17 protein-coding genes are annotated in these 22451 nt (G+C 36.3%); 14 read left to right on the forward strand and 3 right to left on the reverse strand.

Translation table 11 applies throughout. The annotated features are described in order from the left end of the window. Positions 1 to 16 precede the first annotated feature (16 nt). The 3 genes from AMET_RS06620 (at position 17) to AMET_RS06630 (ending at position 6072) form a co-directional block, all read left to right on the forward strand. The gene (locus tag AMET_RS06620) at positions 17 to 1207 is read left to right on the forward strand and encodes an efflux RND transporter periplasmic adaptor subunit (protein ID WP_012062582.1); all 1191 of its coding nucleotides are present in this window, start codon (positions 17 to 19) and stop codon (positions 1205 to 1207) included. A gap of 13 nt (positions 1208 to 1220) precedes the next feature. Next, a complete protein-coding gene (locus AMET_RS06625; RefSeq protein WP_012062583.1) occupies positions 1221 to 4292 on the forward strand; it encodes an efflux RND transporter permease subunit in 3072 nt (1023 codons plus the stop codon). 535 nt (positions 4293 to 4827) lie between these two features. Next, positions 4828 to 6072: a hemolysin family protein gene (locus AMET_RS06630; protein WP_012062584.1), complete on the forward strand. Its 1245-nt coding sequence runs from the start codon at positions 4828 to 4830 to the stop codon at positions 6070 to 6072. Positions 6073 to 6273: 201 nt separating this feature from the next. On the opposite strand, the gene AMET_RS27320 is transcribed toward AMET_RS06630, so the two are convergent. The 3 genes from AMET_RS27320 to AMET_RS06645 all read right to left on the reverse strand — a co-directional run bounded on the left by AMET_RS27320 (position 6274) and on the right by AMET_RS06645 (position 8601). Beyond that, positions 6274 to 6543 (reverse strand): DUF502 domain-containing protein, encoded by a 270-nt coding sequence (locus AMET_RS27320; protein ID WP_083760870.1) that lies wholly within the window; start codon positions 6541 to 6543, stop codon positions 6274 to 6276. 91 nt (positions 6544 to 6634) lie between these two features. Then, complete coding sequence (locus AMET_RS06640; protein ID WP_012062586.1) at positions 6635 to 7966, reverse strand: aminotransferase class V-fold PLP-dependent enzyme; 1332 nt, start codon at positions 7964 to 7966, stop codon at positions 6635 to 6637. A gap of 125 nt (positions 7967 to 8091) precedes the next feature. Next, on the reverse strand, positions 8092 to 8601 hold the full coding sequence (locus AMET_RS06645) for a ferritin (protein ID WP_012062587.1): 510 nt from the start codon (positions 8599 to 8601) through the stop codon (positions 8092 to 8094). Between the two features lie 400 nt (positions 8602 to 9001). Between AMET_RS06645 and AMET_RS06650 the strand changes: the two genes are divergently transcribed. The 11 genes from AMET_RS06650 (at position 9002) to gcvPB (ending at position 21890) form a co-directional block, all read left to right on the forward strand. Continuing rightward, positions 9002 to 9883 (forward strand): Cof-type HAD-IIB family hydrolase, encoded by an 882-nt coding sequence (locus AMET_RS06650; protein WP_012062588.1) that lies wholly within the window; start codon positions 9002 to 9004, stop codon positions 9881 to 9883. A gap of 241 nt (positions 9884 to 10124) precedes the next feature. Next, positions 10125 to 11573 carry a flavocytochrome c gene (locus AMET_RS06655; RefSeq protein WP_012062589.1) on the forward strand — a complete coding sequence of 483 codons (1449 nt, stop codon included), beginning with the start codon at positions 10125 to 10127 and terminating at the stop codon, positions 11571 to 11573. A gap of 267 nt (positions 11574 to 11840) precedes the next feature. Beyond that, positions 11841 to 12650, forward strand: coding sequence for a PfkB family carbohydrate kinase (locus AMET_RS06660; RefSeq protein ID WP_012062590.1), 810 nt, complete (start codon positions 11841 to 11843; stop codon positions 12648 to 12650). A gap of 100 nt (positions 12651 to 12750) precedes the next feature. Beyond that, positions 12751 to 13146 (forward strand): hypothetical protein, encoded by a 396-nt coding sequence (locus AMET_RS06665; RefSeq protein WP_012062591.1) that lies wholly within the window; start codon positions 12751 to 12753, stop codon positions 13144 to 13146. Positions 13147 to 13202: 56 nt separating this feature from the next. Then, positions 13203 to 14120, forward strand: coding sequence for a hypothetical protein (locus AMET_RS06670; RefSeq protein WP_012062592.1), 918 nt, complete (start codon positions 13203 to 13205; stop codon positions 14118 to 14120). A gap of 143 nt (positions 14121 to 14263) precedes the next feature. After that, on the forward strand, positions 14264 to 15541 hold the full coding sequence (locus tag AMET_RS06675; protein ID WP_012062593.1) for a CapA family protein: 1278 nt from the start codon (positions 14264 to 14266) through the stop codon (positions 15539 to 15541). 210 nt (positions 15542 to 15751) lie between these two features. Next, the gene (locus AMET_RS06680; RefSeq protein ID WP_012062594.1) at positions 15752 to 17272 is read left to right on the forward strand and encodes a uracil permease; all 1521 of its coding nucleotides are present in this window, start codon (positions 15752 to 15754) and stop codon (positions 17270 to 17272) included. A gap of 298 nt (positions 17273 to 17570) precedes the next feature. Further along, positions 17571 to 18680, forward strand: a complete 1110-nt coding sequence (gcvT, locus tag AMET_RS06685; RefSeq protein ID WP_012062595.1) for a glycine cleavage system aminomethyltransferase GcvT — start codon at positions 17571 to 17573, stop codon at positions 18678 to 18680. Between the two features lie 24 nt (positions 18681 to 18704). Beyond that, positions 18705 to 19088 (forward strand): glycine cleavage system protein GcvH, encoded by a 384-nt coding sequence (gcvH, locus tag AMET_RS06690; RefSeq protein WP_012062596.1) that lies wholly within the window; start codon positions 18705 to 18707, stop codon positions 19086 to 19088. Position 19089: 1 nt separating this feature from the next. Next, on the forward strand, positions 19090 to 20433 hold the full coding sequence (gene gcvPA, locus AMET_RS06695; protein ID WP_012062597.1) for an aminomethyl-transferring glycine dehydrogenase subunit GcvPA: 1344 nt from the start codon (positions 19090 to 19092) through the stop codon (positions 20431 to 20433). Beyond that, positions 20430 to 21890: an aminomethyl-transferring glycine dehydrogenase subunit GcvPB gene (gene gcvPB, locus AMET_RS06700; protein WP_012062598.1), complete on the forward strand. Its 1461-nt coding sequence runs from the start codon at positions 20430 to 20432 to the stop codon at positions 21888 to 21890. The genes gcvPA and gcvPB overlap by 4 nt, the downstream gene beginning before the upstream one ends. Positions 21891 to 22451 lie beyond the last annotated feature (561 nt).

Genomic DNA, 22451 nt, shown 5'->3' on the forward strand with positions numbered 1-22451 from the left:
TATAAGGAGGTAGAACATGAAAAAATTAATTGCATTAATGATTTTAGGATTATTAGTACTAACAGGTTGTCAAACTCAAGTTGAAATTGAGGTAGTAGGAAAAAATGTGAGGATAGTAGAGGCCGAAACCCGTAAATACCCCGTAACCCTAGAGTATATGGGAATTATGGATACTGAGGATACAAGGTCATCTGCCTTTAAAACAGGAGGAAAAATAGAAGAGATATACGTAAAAACAGGGCAACAGATTAATAAGGGAGATAAATTAATTCGATTGAATGAAGAGGATTTAAGATCAACAGTAAATGTAGCTAAGGCCCAGTATGAAATAGCAGAAACTCAATATAATATGGCAATGAAAGGGGCAACAGAGGAGGAAATAAATCAAGCAAAAATCAGTGTAGAAATGGCAGAAAGAAACTTAGAAAATACTAAGGAGCTATATGGAAAATATCAAGAATTATTAGAAGCGGGCGCTGTATCCCCCCAACAGCTACAAGAAATTAAGCTTAAACTTGATTTAGAAGAAAAGCAGCTTAATAGTGCCAAAGAAGCCTATAACCGAATATTAAAAGGAGCAAGGGATGATGAGCTTCAAATATTAAAAAGTCAGATAGATATTGCCTATGCTGCCTATCAACAAAGTCAAGACCTACTTGAAGACAGCATCCTTAGAAGTGATATAGATGGAGTTATTTTGCAGATACAGGTGAAAGAAGGGGACTATATATCTCAAGAGATGCCAGTTATTATTATAAAGGGAGAAGAAACCACAGTAATGGTAGGCGTTAGTAATGAAGATATAAGTAAAATAGCCTTAGGAATGGATGTGATCGTGAGACACCAAAACAATGAGGTTAAGGGAATTGTAGAAACCGTATCCTCTAATCCTAAAAGTCAAAGCAGTCTTTATGAAGTGAAAGTAGACCTCGAGCCAAATACAATCCCCATAGGATCTTTAGTGAGTATTGACTTTATCTTAGGGGAAGCGGAGGGGGTATTTCTTCCGATGAATATCCTTTTGAATGAAGGAGTTGACTTTGTATATATTGTTCAAGATGAAAGGGCTGTAATGCAGGAAGTTCTTTTAGGTGAAGTCTTTGGAAATGAAATAAAGGTATTGGAGGGAATTAATCCAGGAGATAAAGTAATTGTGGAAGGTATGAGGAGTGTAAAAAATAATGATAAAGTAGAGATTAAAGAGTAGAGGGGGGATTTAATTGTTTAAGAATATGATTAAACTATCCATAAAAAATAAAACAGTGACTATATTTTCAATGATTATGATCACCTTATTTGGGCTTTATAGCTATTTTACTATACCGAAGCAAGAATACCCTGAAACCCCTGCCCCTGCTGCCATGATAACAGTGATCTACCCTGGCGCTTCAGCAGAGGAGGTAGAAGCCTTAGTAACAGAAAAGCTTGAGGAAAAGCTTACAGAATTAAGAAATTACGATTATACCGATTCTACTTCACTAAACAGTGCAGCAGCAATTCTTCTTATTTTAGATATGGATATTTCTGAAGCTGAGCTTGATCAAACCTGGAATGAGCTATACAGGATGATGGAGGATGTTAAAAATCATCTGCCAGCTGGGGTGGCTGATATAAATATTAATACAAACCTAATAGAGACTTCAGGAATATTGATTGGTTTATCAAGTGATAACTATAGTTATGAACAACTGGTAACCTATGGGGAAAGGTTGAAAAATAATCTTATAGGTCTGGGTGGAATTAATCGTTTTGAGATTATTGGAGAACAAGAAAAAGAATTGAAGGTAGAGGTAGATCTTCAAAAATTAGATTTATATAACTTATCTATTAGTCAAATTACGAATATCTTGGCGGCTCAAAATATTCAATTACCTTCGGGAAGCATACAGAATGATAGGATGAAATTCTACGTAAATCAAGAGGGATTATTTAAGTCCTTGGAGGAAATTGAAAATACTATTTTGCATATAAGGGAAGACAATATAATTGTGCGACTGAAGGATATAGCTCAGGTATATATGGGGTTAAAGGACTCAAATTATAAGATAAGAAACAATGGAGAAAACGGAATATTACTTGTGGGATATTTTAAAGGAGATGTAAACGTAGTAACGGCAGGTAAAGAAGTGAGGACAGTATTAGAGGATTTCAAAAAACAGCTTCCAGAAGATATAAGTGTTGATGAGATTGTTTATCAGCCGGAGGAGGTTGAAAAATCCGTTAATGATTTTGTTAAAAACCTTATAGGAGGAATATTCATTGTTATTCTTGTGGTTATGTTGGGAATGGGAATCAGAAATGCTACAACAGTTTCCTTTGCCATACCCTTATCGATGTTTATCACCTTTATTACTATGGGTCTTCTGGGGATTAAGATCCACATGATTACTATAACAGGTCTTATTATGGCACTGGGGATGCTGGTGGATAATGCCATTGTTGTTAGTGATTCCATTCAAAATAAAATTGACGAGGATATAGATCAGCTAACGGCCTGTGTAGAAGGAACAAAGGAGGTTGCTATACCAGTATTATCCTCTACCCTTACAACCATTGCTGCCTTCTCACCTTTACTATTTTTACCAGTGGCGACAGGAGCTTTCTTAGGAGGTATACCTCAGATGATTATTATATCTTTGATTGCCTCCTATGGCATTGCAATTTTTATAACCCCACTAATGGCTTATTTATTCTTTAGAAAAAGTAAGAGCAATAGAAAAAAAGATGGCAAGATTAAAGGGATATTTGAAGGGTTATTGGTTTTAGGGATGAAGTATAAGGTTAGGACGCTTCTTGCTTCTTTTATTATTCTAGTTCTATCATTAACCTTAGTCAGTACCTTACCCCAGGAGCTTTTTCCAAAATCAGATAAGGATATGATTTATATTGATATACAAACAGAATACCTTAGTAATCTAGATAAGACGGATGATTTAGTAAAGGAAATTGAAGCAGTATTGCGGGAACAACCAGAAATCATCTCCTATACATCTTCTATAGGGGGAGGTATTCCAAGGTTTGATATTTCCATCATGCCTCAAGCCAATGCTCCTAATTCAGCACAGATTGTAATGCGGGTAAATTTATTAAATGGAGAAACATTTAAGACTAATGAAGAATTAGTACGGCATCTACAGGAAATATATGATGAAAGAATTGTAGGTGCAGATGTTATTGTAAAAGAACTGGAGGTGGAAGGGGGTTTAGGCGCGCCAATTCAAATTAGGGTTAAAGGAAATGAAATGGAAGACATTATTGAAGCAAAGGAAAAAATTAAAGAAGCCCTCATAAATATAGAGGGGAGTACCAATGTAAGGGATGATTTACCCTTATTAGATTACCAATTTAGTATGACAATAGATGGAAATAGAGCCCTATCCTATGGACTAACAAAACAGGAGATACAAAATGAAGTAAATATGGCCTTAATGGGAAGAAAAACCTCTGTATTTAGGGAAGAAGGTAAAGAATTTGATATTCTAGTAAAGGGGAATATATCGAGACTTGAAGAATTTGAAAATTTGAAGATTAAATCTACAGCTACAGGTCTGCAGGTGTTACTGAAGGATGTAGCCAATATAAATTTTGAACCTGTTATTGGACAGATTAACCGATATCAGGGAGAAAGGGCGATAGCAGTACAGGGAAATGTTGCTGAAGGATATAATGCAATTGAAGTACAAACAGTATTGGAGGAAAAGATTAAGGATATAGATTTTCCTAATGTTACCGTTGTTCCAGAGGGTGAAAAAGCCGATATGGAGGGGGATTTAGGAAATATGGGAATATCAGCAATATTTGCATTATTTTTGCTCTTTATCATTCTTATGATCCAGTTCAACTCTGTAATTCAACCGGGGATTATATTAGCTTCAATTCCTTTATCGCTTATAGGCTCGATGGTGGCCCTAGTAGTATTAAGACAGCCCCTATCTCTATTTAGTATATTGGGGATAGTGAGTTTAATGGGGGTTGTTATTAATAATGCCATCATCCTAATAGACTATATTAACACTCAAAGAAAGACGGGAATGCCTATAGAGGAGGCTTGTAGCAAAGCTGTTAGTGCAAGATTCAGACCAGTAATTTTAAGCACCACCACTACAGTCTTCGGATTATTTCCATTGGCCTTCTTTGGCAATGACTTATTTAGACCCATGGCAGTAGCCTTCATGGGGGGGCTAATGGTTGCTACCCTATTAACTTTAGTAATCATTCCAGTACTATACAGTTTAATAGAAGGAAAAATAGAAGCATTTAAAAGAAGAAGAGATAAGAAAAAATTAATTTAAATATATAATAGATTCAAATCTAAGCAGGGCAACCCTACCTTAGACTGAAGACAAATTATTAGAGCTTATATTTGCCAAAGCAGTTAGAAATCATTGGGGCATAGAAAGTTGTCACTGGATGCTTGATGTACTATTTAGAGAAGATGTCAGTTTGGTAAGGAAAAATAATGGTTCTGAAAATCTATATATATATCAGGAAAATTTCCTTAAATATATTAAAGAAAGAAATACCAAATACAAAAAAGATAAGTAAAAATATAAAGCGGTTCAAAGCAGGAATAGATGAGAAATTGTTAGAAAAAAATTATTGAAAACATATAGATGATAGGCTGAACTGTTTCTGAAGAGGGCAAGTCTGGCTTACCTATAATATACAAGAACACGACACAATAAATTTAAAACTTTTTATAAAAAGTTTGATTAAAATAATCTATCATGCGATTGCCGTGGCAAAGACCCGAGATTATTAAATAAAAGTATTACACATATGATATAATCGTTATAATTATATAATTCTAGAGGAGTGTGGTAAGTTTTGGATTCCAGTAGTATATGGCAGTTGATGGTGTTGCTATTTTTATTAGGGGGCTCAGCCTTCTTTTCAGCTTCAGAAACTGCGTTGATGTCCTTAAGTAAAATCAGAGTTCGGCACATGGTGGAAGAAAATGCAAAGGGTTGGAAGGCTATTGAAAAGGTGATTGAAAATCCCAGTAAGCTTCTAAGTACTATTTTAGTTGGAAATAATGTAGTAAATATAGGTGCGTCTGCTTTGGCCACCGCCCTGGCTTTAGAATTGTTCGGGTCGAAAGGCGTAGGCATTGCAACCGTAATCATGACTATACTCGTTTTAGTCTTTGCAGAAATAACCCCTAAGTCAATGGCTGTTCAAAACTCTGAAAAAGTTTCACTAAAGGTTGTAAATACAATTAGTCTTATTATGAGTATTCTAAGTCCTATAGTGAAGCTATTCACCTATATTACCAATGGTTTAATTAGATTTTTAGGGGGAGATTCTGCAAAGTTTCATCCAATTATTACCCAAGAAGAATTAAGAACAATTGTTACTGTTAGTCATGAGGAGGGTATTTTAGAGGTTGAAGAAAAACAAATGATTTATAAGGTATTTGAGTTTGGTGATTCATTTGTAAAAGATGTCATGATTCAAAGAAGAGATATAGTAGCATTAAATTTACATTCGACCTATGAAGAATTGATTGACATTATGAAAGAAGAACAATTCTCTAGATATCCTGTTTATAGAGAGAAAATTGAAAACATAATTGGTTTTTTGAATGTAAAAGACATATTCTTCCTAGAGGAGACAATGGATAAATTTAGTTTAGAGAAATATGTTAGGGATCCTTTTTTTACATTTGAATTTAAGAAAATAGATGAAGTATTCAAGGAAATGAAAAAAACTAGAACACATATGGGAATTGTACTAGATGAGTATGGATCTACAGCGGGACTTATTACAATTGAAGATTTAATAGAAGAAATCGTAGGAGATATTGGAGATGAATACGATCAGGATGAGGAAGAAATTACCGTCATTAAAGAAGATGAATACATTGTTAATGGAAGTACTAGACTAGATAGAATCAATGATATGATTGGAGTCCTTCTGGAATCAGAAAATTATGATTCGCTAGGTGGGTTTATAATTGGAGAACTAGGAAGATTTCCTTTAAAGAATGAAATGATAGAATACAATGGGATTACGTTTATCGTGGAAAATGTGGATAAAACAAGAATTAATAAAGTGAGAGTCTTAACATAATTGATATCAAGTTAATACAAAATATAAGAAAACCCATACAAAATCTATATATTAGAAAATGTATGGGTTTTCGTTAATTTATCGAAAGACCCTGTTTTCAAACTCCAGAGGATTACACTAATTATCTTAATATTAATTAATGATACCACCAGAAACGATTAATTTAACAGCTACATCCACAGGCATATCAAGATAAGCTATTTACTCATTAGGAAGCATTACAAGCATACCAGGAGTGGGATTTGGAGTAGTAGGAATAAAAACACTCTTCATTGATTTACCTGACTTTTGGTTTATTTCATCAGTTGCATCAGATGTAATGAAGCAGATGGCAAAATATCCCGAAAAGGATAAAGTTCGAGGGCTGATAAAATATGACGTAGATGCGACTCTTTTGGTAGAAATGCTATATTCACTGGCAAGATCAAATATGGAGGTATTTTTAAAGAAGCTCACCGATGGCATAAACATTATTAGAGATGGAATCTTTTGTAAATAACAATTTACAATCCCCTAGGAACCCTAGGGGATTTTTTGAGGGAAAAAATGATCAAAAGAAAGGTTAATGGTGGTTTGTATACTTTTTAACATAATACCCTTTGTATTGTATTATTCTTTTTAGCAGGCTGATAAAAATATCAATTTCACGATAGGTATTGTAGAAACCAAAGCTAACTCGAACCATTCCAGGGTGAAATAGAGTGGGATCCTCCTTGCGTTTTTCAACCTCATCGGGAGGGATACCAAGGAGCCGTTGAACATAGGGTTGGGCGCAAAAACAACCATTACGAACAGCGATTCCGCCTTCGTCAGATAGGATTTTAGCCACTAGGTCATGAGTCAATCCTTCAATGTTAAAAGAAATGATGCCTACACGATTTTTCAGAGTCATATCCCCATAGACAGTGATATCCGAAATTGAATTGAGTTTTTCTAATGTGTATCTGGTTAAACTTTGTTCATGCCTATCAATATGTTCCATGCCAATTTCATTCAAGGTTTTCATGGCGGCCGTTAGAGCCACTACCCCTAGAATATTGGGGGAACCAGCTTCCTCCCGATTAGGAACATCGGCCCATTTAATATGATCGTGGGTCACCAATTCAACTGTGCCACCTCCTACATACTCAGGGGGTCCCTGACGAAATACATCCTTTGGAGCAATTAAGACACCGATGCCAAAGGGGGCGTACATTTTATGGGCGGAAAAAACAAGGTAATCTGGATTTTCAAGTGGATTAGAGGAACTCATATAAAAAGGAGCGTGTGGAATGAGTTGAGCACCATCCACTAAAAGCTGTGCTCCATATTGATGAACAATATTTGCAATGCGGTTAATGGGATTTTTACATCCAGTCACATTAGAAGCGCCAGTAATGGCCACCAGCTTAACTTCTCCTTTATAATGTATTAGTTTGTGTTCCAAATCCTCTAATGAAAGACAGCCATTTTCTTTAATGTCGACATAATCAACACGATACTTATCACGCCAAGGCAAATCGTTGGAGTGGTGTTCCATAAAACTTGAAAGTACCACAGGGTTTGGACTTTGATTAGAAAGACGATAGGAAAGCTTATTAATTGCTTCTGTTGCGTTTTTAAGAAATATAACAGTATTTTTCTCTAGGTCTGCTCCAACAAAATGACCGATTAATTCTCTAGATTTTTCATATCTATCGGAGGATAGCTGGGACTTATAGCCAGTACCCCTATGTATAGAGGAGTACCAAGGAGAAAAAGCCACCACTTCTTCTAATACAGAAAGTAAAGGGGGGGTTGTGGCCGCGTTATCAAAGTTGATATAGGTTGTCATCTGACCATTTTTTAATGGGATCTTAGTTTCGACCCCTGATACCAAGGAACGCCAGTGATGCATTAAATTGTATTTGAACATATTTTCACCCACTTATAAAGAAAGATGTATTCTTAATCATAGTATGCAATAAATAAAGAAGTCGTGATGTTTTCATCACGACTTCTTCGTTTTTTAAATTATTTTGATTTGTTGAGACGAAATAACTATTCTGCAGCCGGTGGGGTAAATGTTCTTTGTGCTAATTCAGCATCTAACATATAGATGGCATGGCTGTTTTCATCAATTCGTTTAAGTCTACTTAAATAGGCTGACATTGTTGCTTCTTCTTCTACTTGCTCGTCAATAAACCAGTTAAGGAAACTAACACAGGCATAATTCTTTTCTGTAACAGCAATGTCCATCAAGTGATTGATGCGACTTGTAACAAATTGCTCATGAGTTAAGGAGTCGGTAAAGACTTCTTGTAAGGATTTGAAATCGTTTTTAGGCTCATCATATGCTGTAATCACAGCACGGCCACCTAACTCATCGATAAAGTTAAAAAATTTCATTGCATGAAATCTTTCTTCTTCTGCTTGCACGATAAAGAAGTTTGCAAATCCTTCCAAGTCTTCTGATTTACAATATGCTGCCATGGCTAAATAATAATTTGCAGAGAAAAATTCATGCTTTACTTGCTCATTGAATTCTTGTAATAGTTTTTCTGATAACATAACTGATCTCCTCCTCTTACTTATACGGTGAATTGTAATTTATAGTATATGTATGAATAATTCACCATTTTATTAATGGTATAATGAACCTTCAAAGATGTCAAGCTGAAGCGTTAATAGAAAATAGAAATTCTGACTTCTTCAATAATACATATCATTAATATATGTATACCATCTCCCATCCTTTTTAAATAATTATTTTTAATAATTTTGTAATAAGTGACAAAATATCGAGGAAAGTAGATGAATCCTGAGAGATACTACATATTCTGCGCAAGAATATAGAAAATAAACACTGTAATGAAAATTAGAGGGTAAATTGGCTTTATAGCGTTTCCCAACTCGTCGGAAAAGCGTTATAATATAGAAAGCATTGTAATTAAAGGAGAGAATATAAAAAATGGACTATAAATTGCTAGCCACCGATATGGATGGAACACTCCTAATGGATGACAAAGCACTATCAACAGAAAACATCGAAGCCCTAACTAGAGGAAAAGAACATGGAATCGATTTAGCTATTTGTACAGGCAGACCCTTTCCAACGGTGAAGCCTTACTTAGAGCAACTAGGCATATCCTGTTGGTTAGTTACAAATAATGGATCTGTGATTCGTGATAAACAAGAGAATATTATCTATGAAAAATTTATGGAGCAGGATGCTTTGGAAAAGATTATCGACATTTTTGAATCAGAAAAAGATTTGTATTATCATGTGTCAGACGCAAATCACACATACATCAAAAGCCGGCGACAGCGTATGCGAACCATTCAAAAGTTTGTTTCTATAAAGAATATGTCACCTATAAAAGCCTATGTAACAGCAGCCAAGATGGTATTTTTAAGTGGGACTCATAAAAAGGTTGATTTTTTATCCTACGTAAAAAATGGTGGTAAGGTAGCCAGTGTATTTGTCTACTCAAAGGATAATATACAATTGAATAGACTAAAAGAAAAGCTAAGTGAGATCAAATCTATCAATGTAACCAGTTCAGGCTCTGATAATATTGAAATATTAGATGGCAATGCAACCAAGGGCCATGCTTTAGAATATCTCTCTAAAAAACTCGACATACAAGCTGAAGAGATGATCGCAGTGGGAGATAACTATAACGACCTATCTATGATTCAATACGCTGGTTTAGGAGTTGCCATGAGAAATGGAGAACAGGCTATTATTGATGAAGCAGATTGGGTGACCAAAACAAATCAAGAAAATGGTGTGGCTTTCTTAATGGAAAAGGTATTGGCTGAAGAAATTAAAATTATAAAAATATCCTAAAATATGTAAAAATAATAGAGCCTTTAGAGAATAAATAGATCGTCTATATGGAAATAAATCCCGCTGCAATTCAGAGAGACTCACAACTTTCTCATAATTGTAGTGGGATTCATTTTGTTTTTAAATATTTAGTTTATGAACAATATGAACAATATGAACAATATGAACAAAACATTAACAAAGTAAAACACTTGTGATATCTTTAACTTGTCGAAAAAATAAGAATAAGGAGGAACTTAATATGAAACAACACAAGAAATTATTGGGAATAACCGTGGTGATAATGTTAATTATTTCACTACTTACAGGCTGTGCAGGTGATGCGCCAGCTGACACTGAGGAACCACAAGGGGTAGCAGATATCCAAACAGATGTCGTTATCATCGGTTCAGGTGGAGCAGGGTTAGCCGCTGCAATTGAAGCACATGATGCAGGGAAAGAAGTAATCGTTCTTGAAAAGATGCCAATGGTAGGTGGGAACACATTAAGAGCCACAGGTGGACTTAATGCTGCTGGGACAAGCGTACAAGCTGAATTAGGAATTGAAGATAGTGTAGAAGTACATTATGAAGATACGATGACCGGTGGATATGATATGAACAATCCTGAATTAGTACAAATCTTTACTGAAAATGCTTCTGATGCAGTAGAATGGTTACTTGAATTAGGTGGAGACTTCAATGATGTTGGTAGATTAGGTGGATCTACAAACAATCGTTCCCATAGACCTTCTGGTGGAGCAGCAGTTGGACCAGAATTAGTAAGAACGTTACGAGCCGCAGTAGAAGCTCGAGACATTGAAATCATGATAGAAACAACTGCTATCGAAATCTTATCTGAAGATGGAAAAATCGGTGGTGTAGTGGCAATGAATAAAGATGGACAAGAGTTCACAGTTGCAGCTAGTGCAGTTATTTTAGCTACAGGTGGATTTGGTGCCAACAGTACAATGTTAGTGGAGTGGGATAGCGCATTAGAAGGTTTCGGAACCACTAACCAACCAGGAGCAACTGGTGATGGTATTACAATGGCTGCTGCTATTGGAGCAGGACTTGTAGATATGGAAGAAATCCAAACACATCCAACAGCGGTGCCTTCAAATGGAAGTATGATTACAGAAGCAGTAAGGGGTAATGGTGCTATCTTAATTAATAAAGATGGACAAAGATTTGTTAACGAATTAGCCACAAGAGACGTTGTTTCAGAAGCTATGTTAGCACAAGAAGGAGAAATAGGATTATTATTCTTCGGAGATGACATTAGAGAAAGTTTAAGTGCAATCGAAGGATATATTAAGCAAGGTATCGTAACTGAAGGCTCTTCAATTGAAGAATTAGCAGGGAAATTAGGAATAGATGCTGAAACATTACAAGGAACAGTAGACACTTACAACGGTTTAGTAGATTCTGGAGTTGATGCTGAATTTGGACGAGATGATATGCCAAGAGGTATCGAAGAAGGAAATGTATATGTTATTGAAGTAGGGCCAGCAGTTCACCATACAATGGGTGGCGTTAGAATCAATGGGTCTGCCCAAGTATTAAATGCAGATGGCGAAGTAATTCAAGGATTATTCGCAGCGGGAGAAGCTGTTGGTGGAATTCATGGTGGAAACAGATTAGGTGGAAATGCTTTAGCTGATATTATTGTATTTGGTAGAGTTGCAGGACAATCAGCTGCAGATTTATAAGTAGTAAATTTTTTTAAAAGTGAGGAGATTCTCCTCACTTTTTTTTTTGATATTATATAATGAAAAACAACCAGTAGTTTGTGAAACATAAATGAATGATTTTTAGTAAAAATCAGAACAAGAACAATGTTGTAATCCAAAAAGATCATGGTAAACATAAAACTAAGGATATATAATCAGTTATATATTGTGTCATTTATCAAAAGAAACAGGTGGTTTAATGTTAGAATCACGCAAAAAGCTAGGAGAAATTTTGGAGGAGATCATATGAAGATAGCAGCAGTGGGAGAAAATATTATTGATGACTACCATCAAAGGGAAGAAGCCTACATTGGAGGCGGTTGTATTAACTTTTTAATGACTTTAGCTGAGGAGAGTAAGCATCAATTGAGCTACATAGGACCCATTGCTTTGGACTACTATGGGGAATCTATTACCCAGGCTTTAACTGAAAAAGAGATTAACGTAGAATATGCTACCTATTTGGAGGGAAAGAGCCCTTTGGTAAAGATAGAGATGCATAAGGGGGAAAAGTCCTACGGTCAATCGAGAAGAGGTGTACTTGAAGCCTTTAGATTAACAGATCAGCAGATCACTTTGATCCAAGAACAAGATCATATTCATGCCACAATTATAGGTGGATTATTACCCTTGATAAATAAAATGAAGAGCCGAGGGACAGTGTCCTTTGATTACTCAAGGCTACAAAATGAAAGACTTATTTTAAACACTGCCTCCTTTATCGATTTTCCCTGTCTTTCTAGGGACGAATTTACTCAAAAAGAAAGAACTTTAATGGAAGAAATTCACAAAGAAGGATCTAAGGAAGTGATTTTGCTCCTAGGGGATAAGGGAAGTGTTGTTTACGATGGTGAAAAATTTACCAAAATTAAAAGTGAGAAATTAAGTGTTATTGATACATTAGGGGCGGGTGATGCGTACATCTCCCAGTATATATCTTGTCGATTGACTGGAGTTGGGATCAAATCAGCCATGGAAACTGCAACAGCTAAAGCTATTGGGGTTTGCCAGCATTTTGGTGGATTCCCTCAAAAACCTATGAATAGTACGTTTTAAGTATAATATATTTGGAAAATGGTAGATAAAAACCAGACTGGGTATCAATTAGAAAGGAATATAAAAAGCTTTCTAAAAGATAAAGTTGGGGGGTTAGGATATGGTATCAACCTTAGGATGGATAAATGTTGTATTAATCGTTCTAATGGCTTCAATCTATCCAGTTAAACTGTCTTACTTAAGGAAAATCAAAGTACAAGGAAGGCAGCATGCAGAAATCCATGGAAAGATCTACAATATAATAAGAAAAACTCATCCAATATTAGGAAGTCTCATTGTATTGATTGGACTATATCACGGGTGGATAGCCTTTGGGAGATTCCCACTACATACTGGAACCCTAGTATTGGGAACAATTATTTTAATGGGATTAGTTGCTTTACTAGGCCCTAAAATAAAGGGATTACGAAAAAGTTGGAGAAGTATTCATAGGGGATTGGGATTTCTTCTGTTTTTATTGGTTATAATTCATATTTATTGGAGAAACCTAATCTAAGATAAGATTTAGTTGGCAAAACAAATGAAAGTTGTGAAGAATGGAGGACGGGTGACATGAAACATCAAGTGAGGGCAATCGAAGAAATGCCACAGTATATAAAGCTGATTTACTGCAAATTACTAACCTATATGGTGGATCAAGACCGACAAGTTAATCAATTAAAAATGAAAGAACTATATCGTATTATGGCTAAAATACAATTAAATAGTAAGGGTAGAGAAGTATTGTTAGAATTCTTAACTGAATCAAAGAATGACATAAATACACTATATAATGAGATCCATACAACATTAGAGGGGCAAGAATATAACATATTTCGATTTTCTTTAATGAAAGATTTTATGATTGTAATGGGGGCAGATTATATACATAGTGCTGAAGAGCTTGAATTGATTAAAAACATAAAAAAAATGCTTAGCATATCAATAGAACAGTATGAATTTATAGAGAAAGAATACCGAAGTGATGAGAACTTTTTAGAAAACCATTTAGAGGAAGAGTGGTATCAGAGTTTAATAAAAGAGACCATTGCCCAAGGAACTGCCATTGGAATTCCAGTAGCTTCTTTAGCTGTAATTAGACATTGTCATCGAAGTCGATATGTGGAACCAACTCTAACCGATAGGATTCTAGGAAGGCAAAAAAATAAAGAGTTAGATCCGGGTCCCTCAATTGGCGCTACCCTTGCCCTAGGGGTAGTTACTTATTACGGCGTTAAATGGATTCTAAATCGTCATAATAGACAAGAATCAGAGTTAAGACGACTAACGATACAAGAGGCGGAGCGATTACATGAAAGAGCTAAAGAATACATATTAGAAGACATTTCCCATTTAAGTACAGAACCTAATTTAGAAATAAATCTTGAGCAGACTGAACATGATAAAATTCTTGGGAAATCGGTGAAGCTAATCACTTTATTAGAAAAGACTCTAGCAACATATCATTCAACAAAACCAATTGTAATTTGACAAAAATACCTCAGTACTGAGGTGTTTTTTTGTAGGAAAAGATAACTAATTTTGCTATAATATACCCAATGCCACATCAAATAAGACCTGATTCATGGGGGAGTCTTAATAATAAATCGAAGATGTGAAGGAGGGGGGGAATTATGAAATTAAGTAGATTTAGAATAGGTTTTCTGTTAATGATACTTTGTCTTTCCATAAGTGCTTGTACAAGCACTAGAGAAGATATTCTATCAAATCCAATAGTAGCCGTTAATGAAGAGATTGAAGAGAGCGAAGAGATTGAAGAAAACATTGAAATTCCTGAACCTGTTCAAATTAGAATTAGTGCTGTGGGAGACATCATGGTTCATATTCCACAAATCACAGCTCAATATAATCATGCAACAAAAAAACATGACTTTACGAACAACTTTCAATTTGTAAAACCATATATAGAAAGAGCTGATCTAGCCTTGGTCAATTTAGAGACAACCTTCGCAGGAGAAGCACAGGGCTACTCAGGATATCCACGCTTTAATAGCCCAGATGAACTGGCATATGCACTGAAAAAGGCTGGATTCAAGGGTGTTGTCACGACAAACAATCATACATTTGATACTGGGGAGTTGGGATTATTACGAACAATTGAGGTGCTAGAACAATATGAATTAAAGCCAATTGGGACAAAAAAACAAGAATCTGATGAGAGCTATCACATTTTTGATATAAAAGGGATTAAAGTAGGAAGCACTGCTTATACCTATGAAACGCCTCCTTGGCAAGGCTTAAAAACCCTTAATGGAATTCCTGTGCCCAAGGAGCTAGAGGGGAATATTGATAGCTTTGACTACGGGAAATTGGAAATGGATTTGCTGAAAATGAAGAGGCGAATCCAGGAAATGAAGGAGCAAGGTGCTGAAGTCATTGTCTTTTACATGCACTGGGGACATGAGTATCATCGGAAACCCAATACACATCAAAAACAAATAGCCCAAGCTTTAAGTAATTATGGCGTAGACATTATATTTGGGAGTCACCCACATGTGATTCAACCTATAGAATGGGTGCAATCAGAGGTTGATAAACACAAGACATTGGTGGTTTATTCCATGGGTAACTTTATATCCAACCAACGATATGAAACATTAGAAAATAGATATACAGAGGATGGCGTTATCGTAAATGTGGATATGGTCAAAAACTTTGAAGAACAAACAATAAAAATTGAAGAAGTCACAATCATCCCAACCTGGGTAAATCGATATTGGCAGGAGGGAAAACGGATGTATGAGATCCTGCCACTTATTATCGATATACAGGATCCCCAAGACTACAATCTTACTCGTGATAGTATAAAAAGAGTGCAAAACTCAAAAGAGACAACCATCAGTCATCTATTACGAGAAATGGAGGGTTTTGTTTTAGAAAAAAACAATTAGGCTTTTGGTGATTGTTTACATACTTCTAACTCTGTCATGGACAGCCTTAGACCTGTTTTCCTACTAGAATGCCTAAAACAAATGATTTATTAAGTGAAAATTTAGATAAAATATACAAAGTAAAAATTGCAATTTTCAGAAAATTATACAAATGAGGCGTAACATGGTATAATGAGACGTCTAAATAAAAAAAAAATATGGAGGGATTTTATGTCAAAGATAATTTATCCATGGTTCAAACGTGAGGATATTGATGGTTTTTTTGCACTATTTCAGAACAACCTAGCTAACTTTGTATTGATTGCTGTTACAATGATTGGTATTGGGTATCCTGCTCATATTGTTTATGGTAAGGTAATACCAGGGGCTGCTATTGCTGTGCTCGTAGGTAACTTTTATTATGCACAAATGGCTAAAAAACTGGCAGAAAAAGAAAATAGAACAAATGTAACTGCTTTAGCCTATGGAATTAGTACACCGGTTATGTTTATTTATTTGTTTGGGGTTCTAGCACCGGCACTGAGCCTAACGGGTGATGCTGAAATGGCATGGAAAATTGGAATGGCAGCCTGTTTTTTAGGGGGAGCTATTGAAGCCCTAGGAAGTATCATCGGGAACTGGGTAAGGACACATTTACCAAGAGCTGCCATGCTTGGTGCATTATCTGGGGTAGCATTTGCCTTCATCGGTGGAGAGTTATTCTTCAATACGTATGAAATGCCCATCGTTGGAATGGTAGTTTTAGCCATAATTTTAATTGGCCTCGTTGCTAAAAAAGCAATGCCATTTAAAATACCGGCGTCATTATTTGCCATTGTAATAGGAACCGTATTGGCCTATACATTAAGAAACGTAGATCCAAGTCAAATTACTGAAGGGTTAGCCACAGTAGGATTTTATCCGCCGATTCCTACATTTGGATTTTTACAGGGTATTTCCTATTTATTTGGACCTATGCTAGGACTTTTCGCTATATTACTTCCAATTTCCATTTATAACTTTATCGAAACAATGAATAACGTAGAAGCCATGGCTGCAGCGGGAGATGATTATGATGTTGCGGAATCACAGTTAGCAGATGGTGTTGGAACGATGATCGGTAGTATTTTCGGTGGTGTGTTCCCAACAACTGTTTACATTGCATCTATTGGATCAAAGTGGATGAATGCTGGTAGAGGATATTCTGTCCTCAATGGTGTTGTATTTCTTCTGGCATCAACATTTGGAATCATTGCAGCAATGTCTCGCATTATTCCAATACCGGTTATTGCACCAATCTTAGTTTTTGTAGGAATCTCAATGGTTTCTCAAACATTTGCATCGGTAAAGGAAAAGCATTATCCAGCGGTGGTGTTGGCGATGTTCCCATACTTTGCCAATTACATTATGACACGGTTTAATAATGCTGCAGGAGAAGTGGTGGGAAATCTTTCTTCAGGTATTGTACCCTTAGGACAAGGAGCCATGTTTACAGGGCTGATCTGGGGATCCATTCTGGTGTTTATACTAGACAATGAATACCAAAAGGCCGCTTATGCAGCCCTAGGTGGCGCTGTGTTAGCTGGAATTGGACTCATGCATGCACCTCAATTAGGGTTCTTCGCAGATCCACAATACGCTATAGGGTATGCCATTATGGCCGCCATGTTCATCGGATTCAAATATACTGTCAAAGATAAGCTAGAGGAAGAAGGTAAAATAGAAGAAGCTAAGTTTGACATGGTAGATTAATTCATGAAAAATGAGACTTGATTTAGAGAGTACTTTTAACAGTAAGAGGAAGATAAAGTTTAATTATTAACAAGTCGTTAAGAATTGAAAAGTTAAGAGTATTATTGTATAATAGAGTAGAAGCAACATTCAATATTTGTTTGTTTAAGCTGGATTGAAGAAGTATAGTAAATACAATGGAAGAAGAGTAGAACGATGCTCTTCTTTCATTTTGAAAGTATAGATACTCCCCGGTGGTATCGGGTGGTTAAAAAATTAACAGGCTTTAAAGCTATAAATTATGAGAGGAGGAGTTAGATTGGAAAATTCAAAAAAGACACCTTTATTCACGGTTTATGAAAAACATAAAGGCAAGTTGATTGATTTTGGTGGATGGGCCATGCCCGTACAATTTGAAGGCATCATTCCTGAGCACGAGGCTGTGAGGTCAAATGCAGGACTTTTTGATGTATCCCACATGGGAGAAGTTGAAATAAAGGGTAAGGATGCGCTGAATTTTGTCCAGTATTTAATCACCAACGATGCTTCTCAAATGGAAAAAAATCAAATCATCTACAGTTTTATGTGTTATGAAAATGGTGGAGTGGTTGACGATTTATTGGTATACAAATTTGAGGAAGATTACTTTTATCTTGTGATCAATGCAGGTAACATAGAAAAAGACTATGAGTGGATGCTAAAACAAAGTACTGCCTATGACGTAGAGGTCAACAATATATCCAATGATGTGTCGGAATTGGCGCTTCAGGGACCCAAGGCAGAAAAAATATTACAAAAATTAACAGAGACAGATCTATCACAACTTCAGTTTTTTTATCTTCAAAGAGATGTGACCATAGACGGTGTGAACTGTTTGATATCTAGAACTGGATATACTGGAGAAGATGGATTTGAGATTTATGTGAATCCAAGTGACGCTGTACAATTATGGGAAAAACTCCTTGAAGTAGGTCAAGAGGATGGCTTGAAGCCTATTGGATTAGGCGCTCGAGATACATTGAGATTTGAAGCAGCATTGCCCCTTTATGGACATGAAATCAATCGGGATATTACACCTTTAGAAGCGGGATTTGGATTTGCTGTCAAGCTGAAAAAAGAGGTGGATTTTCTTGGTAAGAAAGCTTTGATTGAACAAAAAGAAGCAGGTTTAACAAGAAAACTTGTAGGCTTTGAAATGAAGGATAGAGGTATTCCTAGAAGTGATTATGAAGTGTATCACCAGGGTGAAAAAATAGGTTTTGTGACAACGGGTTATTTTTCACCAACATTAAAGAGAAATATTGGTTTAGCACTAATTGATGCAAAGTATGCAGAATTAGGCAATGAAGTGGATATATTAATCCGTAAGAAGCAAGTAAAAGCTGAATTGATTTCAAAGACATTTTATAAGAAAAACTACAAAAAATAGGTGAATGTGAAGGGAGATTTTAAAATGAAGGTAATGGCAGGATTATATTATTCAAAGGATCACGAGTGGGTTAAGGTAGAAGGAAACAAAGCATATATTGGAATTACAGATTTTGCACAAAGTCAATTGGGGGATATCGTGTTCGTAGAACAACCAGAGGTAGATGACAGTTTTGAAGCAGGAGATGACTTTGGTGTGGTGGAGTCTGTTAAAGCAGCATCTGATTTATATATTCCTTTAAGCGGAACCGTAGTAGAAGTAAATGAAGAATTAGCCGATGATCCAGCAAAAGTGAATGAAGACCCATATGGAAGCTGGATGATTGCAATTGAAATGACGAAAGAAGATGAGCTAAAGAACTTGCTTACACCATCGGATTATGAAAAAGTATGTGATGAGGAGGCATAACATGTTTCCATACATTCCCAATACAGTAGAGGATGAAAAAAAGATGCTGGCGGCCATTGGCCTTCCCAGCATCGAATCATTATTTGAGGATATTCCAGAGAATGTACGTTTAAATAGAGAATTAAATCTAGGGAAATCGTTGTCGGAGTTTGAACTAGTGAAATATATGAAAAGTTTAAGTAACCAAAATAAGAGCATTGAGGATTTAACTTGCTTTATGGGGGCGGGAGCTTATGATCATTTAATTCCATCTACAGTGGATCATGTGATATCAAGATCAGAATTCTATACAGCCTATACACCCTATCAAGCTGAAATCAGCCAAGGAACACTTCAAGTTATTTTCGAATATCAAACAATGATTGCCAATCTAACGGGGATGGATGTAGCCAATGCCTCTTTATATGATGGTTCCAGTGCAATTGCTGAAGCGGCTGCCATGGCTGTGGATGCCACCAGAAGAATGGAAGTAATCGTTTCAAGTACAGTACATCCTGAATCAAAGCGGGTATTAAACACCTATGCGAACTTTAAAAATATTAAAATAGTAGAAATTGAAAGCAAGGATGGCGTCACCGATGTTGAACAATTAAAAAATGCCATTTCAAAAGAGACAGCAGCTGTTATCTTACAGAATCCTAATTTTCTTGGGATCATAGAAAAAGTAGAAGAAGTGGAAAAGGCAATTCACGAGCAAAAGGGGCTGCTCATTATGAGTGTCGATCCAATTTCTCTAGGTGTCTTGAAGTCACCTGGAGATTTGGGTGCTGATATTGCTGTTGGAGAGGGACAAGCCCTTGGAAATACATTGAGTTTTGGCGGACCTTATTTAGGGTTTATGGCTACAACAAAGAAATTAATGAGAAAGATGCCTGGAAGAATCGTAGGAGAAACCACAGATGTTAATGGAGAACGTGGATTTGTGCTAACACTACAAACCAGAGAACAACACATTCGTCGTGAAAAGGCAACCTCTAATATTTGTTCTAACCAAGCATTGAATGCATTAGCAGCAGCTGTCTACTTGACAACATTAGGAAAAGCAGGATTGAAAGAGGTTGCTCTTCAAAGTACTCAAAAAGCACATTATGCATTAAAGGAAATCACAAAGTCTGGAAAATATCAACTTGCATTCAATCAACCTTTCTTTAAGGAATTTGCAGTGAAAACCGACGTGACAGCGGAAGTGGTACAAAGTGGGCTACTTGAAAAAGACATATTAGGTGGATATCATCTTGAGAAATTTGATCCAAAACTAAAAAATATGCTCCTATTTGCTGTGACAGAAAAGCGAACTAAGGGAGAAATTGAACAATTAGCTCGGGTTTTGGGGGGGATAAAATGAAAAAATATAATCAATTGAGCTTTGAACTATCAAAGCCTGGAAGAATAGCCTATCAGCTACCAGCTTGTGATGTGCCTGAAGTCAATTTATCGGAAATACTCCCGGCGGAAATGATTAGAGATCAAGACGTTGAATTACCAGAGTTAAGTCAAGGGGATGTCATGAGACATTATACCCTACTATCCAATAAAAATTTCGGTGTAGATACAGGTTTTTATCCTTTAGGATCCTGTACAATGAAATATAATCCTAAGGTAAATGAAGACATTGCAAGATTAGCAGGATTTAGTCATATTCATCCCTACCAACCAGAGGAAACAGTACAGGGTGCATTGGCATTAACCTATGAATTAGATCAAATGCTTTCTGAAATCACTGGAATGGAACGGGTGACCCTACAGCCTGTAGCGGGATCTCATGGAGAAATGACAGGGCTCATGATAATAAAAGCCTACCATGAAAGTCGTGGAGATCATAAAAGGAAAAAAATAATTTGTCCAGACTCTGCCCATGGAACAAACCCTGCCAGCGCTGCTGTTGCAGGATTTGACATCATTGAAGTAAAATCCAATGACCAGGGCGAAGTAGATGTTGAAAGCTTAAAGGCAGTATTGAGCGATGAAGTTGCTGGTTTGATGCTGACTAACCCCAATACCTTGGGGTTATTTGAGACAAATATTAAAGAAATGGCACAGCTTGTTCATGAGGCTGGTGGGCTTCTCTACTATGATGGTGCCAATACAAATGCGATTATGGGAAAAACCAGACCAGGGGATATGGGATTTGACGTGGTACATTTAAACCTCCATAAAACCTTTGCAACCCCTCATGGTGGTGGTGGTCCAGGAAGTGGCCCTGTAGGAGTCAGAAAAGATTTAGTTCCTTTCTTACCAACTCCAGTGGTTGAAAAGAAAGAAGACCGGTATATATTAGATTATGATAGACCTCAATCCATTGGGAAAGTCAGTACATTCTATGGTAACTTTGGCGTTACGGTCAAAGCCTTTGCATACATCTTATCAATGGGAGGAGATGGCTTGAAGAAGGCAAGTGAAATGGCTGTCTTGAATGCAAATTACTTGATGCATTTATTGAAGGACCATTATGAAGTAGCGGTCAATCGTGTTTGTAAGCATGAGTTTGTGCTTGCGGGCCTTAAAAAAGAAATTGCAGAGATGAGCACATTAAATATCGCCAAGCGATTATTGGATTATGGGTATCATCCACCCACTGTGTACTTCCCACTAATTGTTAGAGAGGCCATGATGTTTGAGCCAACTGAAACGGAGAGCAAAGAAACCCTGGATCAATTTGCAGATGCCTTAATCAAAATTGCCCAAGAGGCCAAGGACAATCCAGAGTTGGTTAGTTCGGCGCCACAACATACATCTGTAGGCAGGCTAGATGAAGCAAAGGCAGCAAGAAGTCCAGTTGTAAAGTGGCAGAGAAGCCAATAAACACAAGAGAAGGGTGTATTCCCACAAAAGCCCTATATAAAAATGCAGAGGTCATGAACACATTAAAGAATATTGAGGAATTTGGAATTACACTTAGTGATTATCAATCCAAACCTTGTGAAGGCAACTTTGAAAAATGGTGAAGAACTAGAAGTGGAATTCAAGTTGATGGACAATACCAAACAACTGTAGAGGGGATTTATGCCTTTGTAGAAGCGGTTATGGGATTGAGTGGAGAAGCAATTCATATGGCAGCATTAAGAAGATAGAGAAATAAATATAGAGAAATAAATATAGAGAAATAAATATAGAGATAGAAACATAGAATCTACTTAGTTCATCTAAGTAGATTCTTTTATTTAAGCACTTGAAATTTTAAATAACCCTCATTAAAAATGTAAGTGCGTTATGAGTCAATGCAAAAGCAGTAGACGAATTTTTGATTGAGTGAAATTTTTTCCAATAAAAAGGATTTTGATGGGTAAAAGGAGAAGATAAGAATAATTATTAGTAAATGAAATGAAGGTGAAGATAAAAGTGAAATGGGCAGGATGAAAACAT

This window comes from Alkaliphilus metalliredigens QYMF, assembly GCF_000016985.1.
GTDB lineage: Bacteria > Bacillota > Clostridia > Peptostreptococcales > Natronincolaceae > Alkaliphilus_A > Alkaliphilus_A metalliredigens.